An 11,585-nucleotide genomic window follows, 5' to 3' on the forward strand; every position below is an offset into this window, starting at 1 on the left:
TCAGCGAGCAGCCGGTCAGTGAGCAGCCGGTCGGCGAGCAGCCGGTCAGTGAGCGGCGGGTCCGTGGCTCACGGGCCCGCCGGTCCACGCGCCGGCTCGGAACCGGCGGAGACGGGAACGGGCAGGGAGGCCGCCTCGCGCGGAGCCGGAACACGCTGCTCCGCGGCGTGCGTCACCGCAACCCGCTGCTCGGCCGCGGACGCCGTGGTGGCGGCCGGTGGCTTCTTGGGCAACGGCACGGTCATCGCGACGAGCAGCCCGAGCGCGAGTGCCGAGACGGCGATCACCGCGATCGCCACGCCCGAACTCGCCTGTGACAGCAGCAGCATGGCGAGGGTGGACAGGATGACGGTGCAGGAGCCGTAGGCGAGCTGTGCGGTCGTCGGACGAGGCATGTCAATCGTGTCCTCGGGTGGGGTCTCCCCGTGCCTCTCACGATGGGGAGTCTGCGGATACGAATCAAAGGGGGTGCCAGGGGGTCGGCTTGGCATTCCGCCGATTCCGGGCGTTCCGCCAATCGACTCTATTCGCCAGGGTGCCCGAACGGAACGACGGGTAAGCGTGACCTAATCCACGGTGCCGGTGCACGGGGGGCGCACGGAGTCATGGAGTCCGCCAAGTGGACACTGCCACGCGCCGGTTCAGGAGGCACATGCCGTCCGGATAGCGGACAGGGACTCCATATAGTCAGTTGACTTGTGCAAGTCAAGGTCTGTTTTTTCTCTCGAAACTCCGGTCGAATGGCGTCACTTGACTACACGCGTATACCGCGCGCGGACATTCCAGGACCAAGGACCCTCCTCCGCGCGAAACGGGCGCGGGGGAGGACCTCAAGTGACCAGTAGACCTTGGACGTTCAGAGCGGCGGCGATCGGTGTCGCGTTCGCCGCGGCGGCCGCGACCTTCTCGACCTTCGCGGTGGCGCAGGCCGACGACGGCGCGTCCGCGGCGGCGGTGGACCGCAAGGACCCGGCCGCGCGCACCGCCGTCGACCACGACCTCGACGGCCCGCTGAGCAAGACGCAGGAGGCCCAGCGCCAAGAAGCCCTCAAGCAGGTCATATCCGGCGACGCCACGGTCAAGAAGCGTGACGGATCGCAGGTCGTGCAGCTGAAGAGCAAGAAGGGCGACAGCAAGTACGTCGAGCTCGGCCGCGAGAAGACCGACAAGATCTTCACGATCCTCGTCGAGTTCGGCGACCAGATAGACAGCCGCTACGGCGGCACCCCCGGCCCGCTGCACAACCAGATAGCCAAGCCCGACCGCACCAAGGACAACAGCACCGCCTGGAAGGCGGACTACAACCAGAAGCACTTCCAGGACCTGTACTTCGGCACCGGCAAGAAGACCGAGTCGGTGAAGAAGTACTACGAGAAGCAGTCCTCGGGCCGCTACTCGGTCGACGGCGAGGTCGCGGACTGGGTCAAGGTCCCGTACAACGAGGCCCGTTACGGCAACAACAAGTGCGGCCAGACCAACTGCAACAGCGTGTGGAACGTCGTCAGCGACGGCCTCGACGCATGGGTCGCCCAGCAGAAGGCTGCCGGCAGGACCGACGCCCAGATCAAGGCGGACGTGGCGCAGTTCGACCAGTGGGACCGCTACGACTTCGACGGCGACGGCGACTTCAACGAGCCCGACGGCTACATCGACCACTTCCAGATCGTGCACGCCGGTGAGGACGAGTCGGCCGGCGGCGGCGTACAGGGCACGGACGCCATCTGGGCCCACCGCTGGTACGCGTTCGGCACGGACGCCGGTGCCACCGGCCCGGCGGGCAACAAGCTCGGCGGCGCGAAGATCGGCGACACGGGCATCTGGGTCGGTGACTACACCGTCCAGCCCGAGAACGGCGGACTCGGCGTCTACGCCCACGAGTACGGCCACGACCTCGGCCTGCCGGACCACTACGACACCGACGGCGGCGAGAACTCCACCGGCTTCTGGACGCTGATGTCGTCCGGCTCCTGGCTCGGCACCGGCAAGAACGAGATCGGTGACCTGCCCGGCGACATGAACGCCTGGGACAAGATGCAGCTGGGCTGGCTGAACTACGACACCGCCAAGGCCGGCAAGCAGTCCACGCACAAGCTGGGTGTCGCCGAGTACAACACCTGGGACAAGCAGGCCCTCGTGGTCGAGCTGCCCAAGAAGAAGGTCACCACCGAGATCGTGGCGCCCGCCCAGGGCGCGAGCCAGTGGTGGAGCGGCAGCGGCAACAACCTCTCCAACACGCTGACCCGTTCCGTGGACCTCACGGGCAAGTCCTCCGCCTCCCTGACCCTCGACGGCTGGTGGGACACCGAGGCCGGCTACGACTACCTCTACACCGAGGTGTCGACCGACGGCGGCGCCAACTGGACGGCCATCGACGGCACGGCGGACGGCGCGGCCATCAGCCGTGACGGCAGCAACAAGCCGGCGCTGGACGGCACGTCGGGCGCGTACAAGAAGCTCGTCTTCCCGCTCGACGCCTACGCGGGCAAGAAGGTCGACCTGCGCTTCCGCTACGCCACCGACGGCGGTGTGGCCCAGAAGGGCTTCGCGGCCGACGAGATCTCCGTGACCGCCGACGGCTCGGCCCTCTTCTCGGACAACGCCGAGACCGCGGACGCGGCCTGGGCCGCCAAGGGCTTCTCGCGCATCGGCGCGTCCATCACGGACGACTACGAGCAGTACTACCTCGCCGAGAACCGCCAGTACGTGTCGTACGACAAGACGTTGAAGGTCGGCCCGTACAACTTCGGCTTCTCCACGACGCGTCCGGACTGGGTGGAGCACTACCCGTACCAGAACGGCCTGTTGATCTGGAAGTGGGACACCTCGCAGGTGGACAACAACACCAGCAAGCACCCGGGTGTCGGGCTGGTCCTGCCCGTCGACGCCCACCCGCAGGCGCTGAAGTGGTCCGACGGCACGCTGATGCGCAACCGCGTCCAGGCGTACGACTCGCCGTTCAGCCTGTACCGCACGGACGGCATCACGCTGCACAAGGCGGACGTCGCGACGAAGATCGTCTCGAAGAAGGGCGTGTCGACGTTCGACGACCACGCCAACACGTACTACGACGAGACGAACCCCGCCGCCGGTGTGAAGATCACTGACACCAACACCAAGATCAAGATCGTCAAGGAGGCCAAGGACGGCTCGACGATCCAGCTCCAGGTGGGCCCCGCGGTGAAGTAATCCGCATTATTGCAGGTCAGAGACGTATCGGCCGCGACCCCTTGGCGGGTCGCGGCCGATCGTGTTTAGGTGCGTGCTGTGGTTTTCTTATTGACACTGACTCGCACGGGGGCGTGATTTCATGGCCGCAGGAGGTTTCTGCAAGCTGCCGAACGGCACAGTGGTCGTGGCGCTGAACCTGCCCACACCCATGTCCGCGGAGGCCGACCGGGACGCCGCCTCGGTCCGCATCCTGGTCCACGCGGTGAACCGCGCCCGGGCACTCACCCGGCTCCGGAACCTCGGCATGCGAGCGGTGTACCTCCGGGGGAACGCGGCGCCCCCGACGCCGGACGAGGTCACGGCGGTACTGCACCATCCGGACGGGCTCATATGGCGCACGACGCCGGACAACGACGTGATGGCACCGCCGGAGCTGTGGAGGCCGATCAGGTCGCTTCTGAGACGACCGGTGACACGGACGTAGGGGACTGCGGGTTCGTGGGGCGGCTGCGGGTGTGTTGTGGCTGGTCGCGCAGTTCCCCGCGCCCCTAAAACCGTGCAGATCCCCGAGGCCCTGAAACTGCGCCCCGCCCGGGAAAAACCAGCGCTGGCCGCGCAAATTCAGCCCCTCCGGCGTTTGAGGAGCGGGGTCTGGGGCGGAGCCCCAGGGATGGGACGGGTAGGGGCGGCGGGGGCGAGAAACCTCCCGGGACGCCCCGCACGCTCCCTCAGCCGGTCACACCACCGGCTTCCCCGACAGCTCCACCCCCGCCTCCCGCATCTCGTCCAGCGCCTTCTCCGTCGTCTCCTCCGAGACCCCCGCCGTGAGATCGAGCAGAACCTGCGTGCGGAACCCCTCCCGCGCCGCGTCCAGCGCGGTGGCCTTCACGCAGTGGTCCGTGGCGATGCCCACCACGTCCACCTCCTCGATCTCGCGGGCGCGCAGCCACTCCGCGAGGGAGACGCCGTTCTCGTCGGCGCCCTCGAAACCGCTGTACGCGGCGGCGTACGCGCCCTTGTCGAAGACCGCGTCGATCGCGCCGGAGGCGACCGCCGGGGCGAAGTTCGGATGGAAGCCCACGCCCTCCGTGCCGGCCACGCAGTGGGCGGGCCAGGAGTGGACGTAGTCGGGGTTGTCGGCGAAGTGGCCGCCGGGGGCGATGTGGTGGTCACGGGTCGCCACGACGTGGCGGTAACCGGCGGGGGCCTGTCCGATCAGCTCCGTGATCGCGGCGGCCACATCGGCACCCCCGGCGACCGCGAGGCTGCCCCCCTCGCAGAAGTCGTTCTGCACGTCTACGACGATCAAGGCGCGGCGCATGGTCGGTGTCCTTCGACTATGAGGATGAGGGCGCGGGCCCGGCCTGCGAATCATGGAGCACGCGTCTTGGATCGCGCGTCACGAATCGCGATGAAATACCGAGCCTAGAGACTTCGGGCACGGGGCGGGAGGGGGCACGACACGGCGGATCCGTGCGCGGGGCGCGCTGCCGGAGCATGCCCGCACGGCTCGCGTTCACGCACGGTCGCACGGGGGCGCGTCACACGGTGGCCGATACACGCTCCCGGTGTCCCCGGGAAGCTGTTCGGGGCGGTGCGTCTCGGGGTGCGTCAGACGTCATGTCAGTCGCGCCTCAGACGTAATGTCATACGTATTCCGTCGGAAGGACCGCCTCCCCCCGGGAGAGCTGTGTCGCCGACATCGGCAGGTTCGCACGGGCGGCCGCGTGCCGGTCCCGTACGACGTCCAGGGACTCACGGCCGACGACGTGGCCGCCCTTGACCAGCTGCACCAGGAGGAGCCGGTCCTCCAGGTCCTCCGGCACGGGCCCGGTGCCGATCACCTCGGCCTCCGCCACCCCCTGCTCGTCCCGTCGCCGTGCCGCCCACTTGCGGCCCCCGATGGACGTCTTGCCGCCGGTCGACTTCTTCGCCACGGGGGCGAGCGGGGCGCCCGGGTCCGTGGACGTGGCGCGGGCGACGAGCTTGTAGACCATCGAGCACGTCGGGTGCCCGGACCCCGTCACCAGCTGGGTGCCCACGCCGTACGCGTCCACGGGCGCCGCCGCCAGCGAGGCGATCGCGTACTCGTCGAGGTCCGAGGTCACGACGATCTTCGTCCGGGTCGCCCCCAGCTCGTCCAGCTGCTGCCGCACCCGGTGGGCGACCAGGAGCAGGTCGCCGGAGTCGATGCGGACGGCCCCGAGCTCGGGCCCGGCGATCTCCACCGCCGTACGGACCGCCTCGGCGACGTCGTAGGTGTCCACGAGCAGCGTGGTACTCCGTCCGAGCGAGTTCACCTGAGCCTGGAACGCGTCCCGCTCGCGGTCGTGGAGCAGGGTGAAGGCGTGGGCGGAGGTGCCGACGGTCGGGATGTTGTACCGGAAGCCGGCCGCGAGGTCGGACGTGGACGTGAAGCCGCCGACGTACGCGGCCCGGGACGCCGCCACCGCCGCCAGCTCGTGCGTGCGCCGGGCACCCATCTCGATCAGCGGCCGGCCCCCGGCGGCGGAGGACATACGGGAGGCGGCCGCCGCGATCGCCGAGTCGTGGTTGAGGATCGAGAGGATCACGGTCTCCAGCAGCACGCACTCCGCGAAGGAACCCTCCACCCGCAGGATGGGCGAGCCGGGAAAGTACACCTCGCCCTCCGGATAGCCCCAGATGTCGCCGCCGAAGCGGTACGAGGCCAGCCAATCGAGTGTCGGCTCGCCCACGATCTCGTGCTCGCGCAGAAAGCGGAGCACGTCCGCGTCGAAACGGAAGTTCTCCACCGCGTCCAGCACACGTCCCGTACCCGCCACGACTCCGTAACGCCGCCCCTCGGGCAGCCGCCGGGTGAAGACCTCGAACACCGAGCGCCGGCCGGCCGTGCCCGCCGCGAGCGCGGCCTCCAGCATCGTCAGCTCGTACTGGTCCGTGAAGAGCGCCGTCGAGGGCACGTCCACCGGAAGCCCCAGATCCGCTACACCCACCAGAGTTCTCCTCGCCTGCGTCGACGGGGGCGGCCCCCGTCTGGTTCCTCGGGGGGTGTCCCCCCGTCGTCCTTGTCAGGGGGAGCGGCCCGCCGCGCGGCGGCGATCGGACGCGTGTCCCCCGGTCAACGGTCAATACGGCTCCGAGGACGATCGTACTCGGAAATCGTCAGACTGACGATTTCCGGGGTCCGTTTGTGCGGGTACCCCCCTGTGGTGGCAGCATGGGCCGTGTGACGGCTCCCGCACCCCTAGAGATCGAAAAGACCGAGTCGGCGGAGGAGGTCTTCGCCGTCCCCGAGCCCGATGTCCCCTGGGTGACCATCGTCCACAACGACCCGGTCAACCTCATGAGCTATGTGACGTATGTCTTCCAGACGTACTTCGGCTACTCCAAGGACAAGGCCACCAAGCTCATGATGGACGTGCACCACAAGGGCCGTGCGGTCGTCTCCAGTGGGACGCGCGAGGAGATGGAACGCGACGTGCAGGCCATGCACGGATACGGTCTGTGGGCCACCCTCCAGCAGGACCGCAAGTAACAGCCAGGACCGCAAGCACACCTCAAGCCCGGCCGGAAGCAGCGAACCCACTCCATGCCAGGACACTTCGAACCGACCTCCGGCGGCGGCGCGGCCGTCGCGCTCGACGAGGTCGAGATCTCCATCATCCGCTCGCTGGCCGTGCAGCTCCTGGAGCTGATCGGTCCCGGCCCCGCCGAGGACGCCCCGGACGACCCGCTCGCCGAGCTGTTCACCGACGGGCCGAGCGAGCCCCCCAAGGACCCCGTGCTCCAGCGCCTCTTCCCCGACGCCTACGGCGGGCCCGGCGGCGAGGTCGGCTCGCCCGAGGAGGCCGAGGAGCAGCGCCAGCACTCGGCGGAGTTCCGCCGCTTCACCGAGAACGACCTGCGCGCCGGCAAGCGCGAGAACGCCCTGGCGGTGATCCGCTCCCTGGACCGGCTGACCACCGCGGGCGACGGGGGAGCCGTCCTGGAGCTCACGCCCGAGGACTCGCGGCAGTGGATCAGCTGCCTCAACGACCTGCGCCTGGCGATCGGCTCCCGCCTCGACGTCACCGACGAGGAGGACACCGACATCCTCTACCGGCTGCCGGACGAGGACCCGCGCAAGCCGATGGTGATGGCGTACCTCTGGCTGGGCGGCCTGCAGGAGACCCTCGTCCAGACGCTGATGCCCTGACATCCGGGGTGACTCCTCGCTCAACGGTCACCATTTCTCCCCTTTCGGGCGATCCGGTGTTCGCTCAGAGGACGCTCAAATCCGGATAACGATCACGTCACCGTTGCGGCCGGGTATGGCGTTGCGGGTGTCCTTTGTCCTCTTCTTCCTGTGTCGTGCGCCACACCAGTCCGAGTCGATCAACGATGCGGCCGTGATAAATCTTCACGACCGCCCGACGGGACACCACCCCTGCCCCGGCGGGTGCGCCACCAGCCGGCGGACCGCCGGCCAGGCACGGGCGGGCTCGCGGGTCCGCCCAGCTCCTCACATCCGGGGGGATCGGAAACCGGTCCGCGGCCGACGAAGGCCCGGGTCGGCGTGGAGAAAGGGCGCACCACACATGACCTCAGCGCAGGTCGACAAGCAGTACGACGGACACGACCGCAATGGAGTCGTGAGCGGCGACGCTCCGGAAGAGGGGTACGAGCGAGGGCTCGGCAGCCGCCAGGTCCAGATGATCGCGATCGGCGGCGCCATCGGCGTCGGCCTCTTCCTCAACGCCGGGGCGAACATCGCCAAGGCGGGACCGAGCCTCATCCTGATGTACGCCATCGCCGGCGTGATCATCTTCTTCATCATGCGGGCGCTCGGCGAACTGCTCCTCTACCGCCCGGTCTCGGGCTCCTTCGCGGAGTACTCCCGCGAATTCCTCGGCCCGTTCTTCGGCTACTTCACCGCCTGGACGTACTGGCTGATGTGGGTCGTCACCGGCATGGCGGAACTGACCGCCGCCGCGATCTACATCCACTACTGGTTCGACTCGATCCCGCAGTGGGTGTCGGCCCTGGTCTTCCTGGTCGTCCTCTTCGTCGCCAACCTGATCTCGGTGAAGCTGTTCGGCGAGATCGAGTTCTGGGCCTCGATGATCAAGGTCACCGCCCTCATCGGCATGATCGTGATCGGTCTGGGCGTCCTGACCTTCGGCTTCAGCGCGGCCGGCGACACCGCCTCCGTGACCAACCTGTGGGCCTTCGACGGCTTCTTCCCCAAGGGCATCGGCTCGTCCCTGATGACCCTGCAGGGCGTCATGTTCGCCTACCTCGCCGTCGAACTCGTCGGCGTCACGGCCGGGGAGTCCGAGAACCCGGAGAAGACCCTCCCCAAGGCGATCAACACCCTGCCCTGGCGCATCGCCCTCTTCTACGTCGGCGCCCTCACCGTCATCCTCTGCGTGGTGAAGTGGACCGAGTTCGCGGAGGGCGTGAGCCCCTTCGTGAAGGCGTTCGCGATGATCGGCATCCCGGCCGCCGCCGGCATCGTCAACTTCGTCGTGCTCACCGCGGCCCTCTCCTCCTGCAACTCGGGCATGTACTCGACGGGCCGCATGCTGCGCAACCTCGGGGCCAACGGTGAGGCCCCGAAGGCCTTCACCAAGCTGTCGGCCACCAAGACCCCGGCCTTCGCCATCACGATCTCCGTCGCCTTCATGGGCATCGGCGTCGTCCTGAACTACGTCGTCCCCGAGAAGGCCTTCGCCTACGTCACCTCCGTGGCCACCGCCGCGGGCATCTGGACGTGGCTCATGATCCTGATCAGCCACGTCCTGTACCGCCGCGGTGTCGTGGCGGGCCGCCTGCCCGCCTCGTCCTTCCCGGCCCCCGGCGGCGCGGTGGGCAGCTGGATCGCCATCGCCTTCCTCGTCTTCGTCACCGGCCTCATCGCCTACGACGCCGACTCCCGCGTCACCCTCTACGTGATGGCGGGCTGGGCGGCCGCCCTGGTCGTCGGCTGGTACGCGCTCAAGGCGCGGAACCCCGAGGTCACGGCCCGTCGCGGGCCGGAGTTCGAGAAGGCCGGCTGACCCGGCCGGCGGGCCGGACATGCGGCCGGCCCGGGCCGTTCGGCCCGCCCTGTTCAGCATGTGGGCAGCCCCGTACCAACCCTCGGTACGGGGCTGCCCTTCTGCTTATCCTGACCAGCATGCTGACCATCACCCAGGCCCTCGTCGACCAGATCGTCGCCCACGCGCGCAAGGACCACCCCGACGAGGCGTGCGGCGTCGTCGCGGGACCGGCGGGCTCGGACCGCCCCGAGCGCTTCATCCCCATGCTCAACGCGGCCATGTCGCCCACCTTCTACGAGTTCGACTCGGGCGACCTGCTCAAGCTCTACCGCGAGATGGACGACCGCGACGAGGAGCCGGTCGTGATCTACCACTCCCACACGGCGACGGAGGCCTACCCGTCCCGCACGGACATCAGTTACGCGAACGAGCCCGGCGCCCACTACGTCCTCGTCTCGACCGCGGACACGGACGGGCTCGGCGACTTCCAGTTCCGCTCGTACCGGATCGTGGAGGGCGAGGTCACGGAGGAGGAGGTCAAGGTGGTGGACGCGTACTGATCACTCCTGATCACTCGCTTCATGAGGCCTATCTCACTCAGCGGTCAAAAACTGTCCGTATCGCGGGATCCCACTCCGGGACCCCCAGGGGGAATCGATACGATGAGCCCATGGTTCTCCACGACGTGAGCGACAAGACGCCGGGCGTAGTGCTCGTGGCGCGGCTGCACGTCGATCTGTGCAGGCTTGCCAGCGCCATCTGTTGACGCCGATCCCTGCCGCCGTATGGCCGTGAGCCGCGGCGTCCGACCCCCGTACGAGGCGTCCGCCCCACGTACGACACGCACACAGCGCCGCCGCGCGCCCACACCGACCTGACTTCTTCCGACAGGAGCCCGCAACCATGGCCATCGAGGTCCGCATCCCCACCATCCTCCGCACCTACACCGACGGTCAGAAGGCGGTGGAGGGCAACGGGGACACCGTTGCAGAGCTCTTCGCCGACCTCGAGACCCGGCACACGGGCATCCAGGCCCGCATCGTGGACGGCGGCGAGCTGCGCCGCTTCGTCAACGTGTACCTGAACGACGAGGACGTCCGCTTCCTCGACGGCATCAACAGCAAGGTCGCCGACGGCGACAACGTGACGATCCTGCCGGCCGTGGCCGGCGGCATGGCCTGACAGGCCGCTGGACTCTCATGCGTTACGACTCCCCGCTGGCCGCGGTGGGCAACACCCCTCTGGTGCGCCTGCCGCGGCTCTCGCCATCCGCCGACGTCAGCATCTGGGCCAAGCTGGAGGACCGGAACCCCACCGGCTCGGTCAAGGACCGCCCGGCCCTGCACATGATCGAGCGGGCCGAGAAGGACGGCCGGCTCACGCCCGGCTGCACGATCCTGGAGCCGACCTCCGGCAACACGGGCATCTCCCTGGCCATGGCGGCGAAGCTCAAGGGCTACCGCATGGTGTGCGTGATGCCCGAGAACACCTCGCAGGAACGCCGTGACCTGCTGGGCATGTGGGGCGCGGAGATCATCTCGTCTCCGGCCGCGGGCGGCTCCAACACCGCCGTCCGGGTGGCCAAGGAACTGTCCGCCGAACATCCGGACTGGGTGATGCTCTACCAGTACGGCAACCCGGACAACGCGGGCGCGCACTACGCGACCACGGGTCCCGAGATCCTCGCGGACCTCCCCTCCATCACCCACTTCGTGGCGGGCCTCGGCACGACGGGCACGCTCATGGGTGTCGGCCGCTACCTGCGCGAGCACAAGCCCGACGTGAAGATCGTCGCGGCCGAGCCGCGCTACGACGACCTGGTGTACGGGCTCAGGAACCTGGACGAGGGCTTCGTCCCCGAGCTCTACGACGCGTCCGTCCTCACCACCCGCTTCTCCGTCGGCTCCGCCGACGCGGTGACCCGTACCCGGGAGCTGCTGCAGCAGGAGGGCATCTTCGCCGGTGTGTCCACCGGGGCGGCCCTCCACGCCGCGATCGGCGTCGCGAAGAAGGCCCTGAAGGCGGGGGAGCCCGCCGACGTCGCCTTCGTCGTCGCCGACGGCGGCTGGAAGTACCTGTCGACGGGCGTCTACACGGCCGCGACGACGGAGGAAGCGATCGCGCGGGTGCAGGGGCAGCTCTGGGCGTGAGCGCCACGGGGGCGTGAGCGGGGGTTGTTCTCGCCCCCGCCGCCCCTACCCGTCCCATCGCCACCCGGGGCTCCGCCCCGGACCCCGCTCCTCAAACTCCCCCAGCTACCGCTGGGAGGTGCCCCCAAGGGGCTGGATGGTGCGGGCAACCGCATGGCTTTTAGGGGCGCGGGGAACTGCGCGACCAGCCACACCCAACCCGCACCAACCCCCCCACCCCAGACACCCCCCCACCCCCTCACAACCCCCCCCACCCCCTCACAAC

General features: G+C 68.8%; 12 protein-coding genes. 9 read left to right on the forward strand and 3 right to left on the reverse strand.

Going from position 1 to position 11,585, the window contains the following annotated elements; translation table 11 throughout:
* Window positions 1–68: 68 nt before the first annotated feature.
* The gene (locus tag AB0959_RS27120) at window positions 69–395 is read right to left on the reverse strand and encodes a hypothetical protein (RefSeq protein ID WP_366829171.1); all 327 of its coding nucleotides are present in this window, start codon (window positions 393–395) and stop codon (window positions 69–71) included.
* Window positions 396–834: 439 nt separating this feature from the next.
* Here AB0959_RS27120 and AB0959_RS27125 point away from each other — a divergent pair, with 439 nt between their 5' ends.
* Complete coding sequence (locus AB0959_RS27125; protein WP_366829172.1) at window positions 835–3,186, forward strand: immune inhibitor A domain-containing protein; 2,352 nt, start codon at window positions 835–837, stop codon at window positions 3,184–3,186.
* 121 nt (window positions 3,187–3,307) lie between these two features.
* Window positions 3,308–3,652, forward strand: a complete 345-nt coding sequence (locus AB0959_RS27130) for a hypothetical protein (protein WP_366829173.1) — start codon at window positions 3,308–3,310, stop codon at window positions 3,650–3,652.
* A gap of 252 nt (window positions 3,653–3,904) precedes the next feature.
* Here AB0959_RS27130 and AB0959_RS27135 read toward each other — a convergent pair whose 3' ends face one another.
* Together AB0959_RS27135 and AB0959_RS27140 are read right to left on the reverse strand one after the other, a co-directional pair.
* On the reverse strand, window positions 3,905–4,489 hold the full coding sequence (locus AB0959_RS27135) for a nicotinamidase (protein WP_366829174.1): 585 nt from the start codon (window positions 4,487–4,489) through the stop codon (window positions 3,905–3,907).
* 325 nt (window positions 4,490–4,814) lie between these two features.
* Window positions 4,815–6,143 carry a nicotinate phosphoribosyltransferase gene (locus tag AB0959_RS27140; RefSeq protein WP_366829175.1) on the reverse strand — a complete coding sequence of 443 codons (1,329 nt, stop codon included), beginning with the start codon at window positions 6,141–6,143 and terminating at the stop codon, window positions 4,815–4,817.
* A gap of 224 nt (window positions 6,144–6,367) precedes the next feature.
* On the opposite strand from AB0959_RS27140, the gene clpS reads away from it, so the two are divergent.
* From clpS to AB0959_RS27175, 7 genes are all read left to right on the forward strand, one after another.
* Window positions 6,368–6,685: an ATP-dependent Clp protease adapter ClpS gene (gene clpS, locus AB0959_RS27145; RefSeq protein ID WP_366829176.1), complete on the forward strand. Its 318-nt coding sequence runs from the start codon at window positions 6,368–6,370 to the stop codon at window positions 6,683–6,685.
* A 54-nt stretch (window positions 6,686–6,739) separates the two neighbouring features.
* On the forward strand, window positions 6,740–7,345 hold the full coding sequence (locus AB0959_RS27150) for a DUF2017 domain-containing protein (RefSeq protein ID WP_366829177.1): 606 nt from the start codon (window positions 6,740–6,742) through the stop codon (window positions 7,343–7,345).
* A 382-nt stretch (window positions 7,346–7,727) separates the two neighbouring features.
* Window positions 7,728–9,188, forward strand: coding sequence for an amino acid permease (locus AB0959_RS27155; protein WP_366829178.1), 1,461 nt, complete (start codon window positions 7,728–7,730; stop codon window positions 9,186–9,188).
* A 119-nt stretch (window positions 9,189–9,307) separates the two neighbouring features.
* Window positions 9,308–9,730 carry a M67 family metallopeptidase gene (locus AB0959_RS27160; RefSeq protein ID WP_366829179.1) on the forward strand — a complete coding sequence of 141 codons (423 nt, stop codon included), beginning with the start codon at window positions 9,308–9,310 and terminating at the stop codon, window positions 9,728–9,730.
* Between the two features lie 110 nt (window positions 9,731–9,840).
* Window positions 9,841–9,936 carry a putative leader peptide gene (locus AB0959_RS27165; protein ID WP_366829180.1) on the forward strand — a complete coding sequence of 32 codons (96 nt, stop codon included), beginning with the start codon at window positions 9,841–9,843 and terminating at the stop codon, window positions 9,934–9,936.
* A 137-nt stretch (window positions 9,937–10,073) separates the two neighbouring features.
* The gene (locus tag AB0959_RS27170) at window positions 10,074–10,352 is read left to right on the forward strand and encodes a MoaD/ThiS family protein (RefSeq protein ID WP_366829181.1); all 279 of its coding nucleotides are present in this window, start codon (window positions 10,074–10,076) and stop codon (window positions 10,350–10,352) included.
* Window positions 10,353–10,369: 17 nt separating this feature from the next.
* Entirely contained in the window at window positions 10,370–11,320 is a 951-nt protein-coding gene (locus tag AB0959_RS27175) for a cysteine synthase (protein WP_366829182.1), read from the forward strand.
* Window positions 11,321–11,585: the final 265 nt, after the last annotated feature.

Source organism: Streptomyces sp. NPDC046862, assembly GCF_040704615.1.
Lineage (GTDB): Bacteria > Actinomycetota > Actinomycetes > Streptomycetales > Streptomycetaceae > Streptomyces.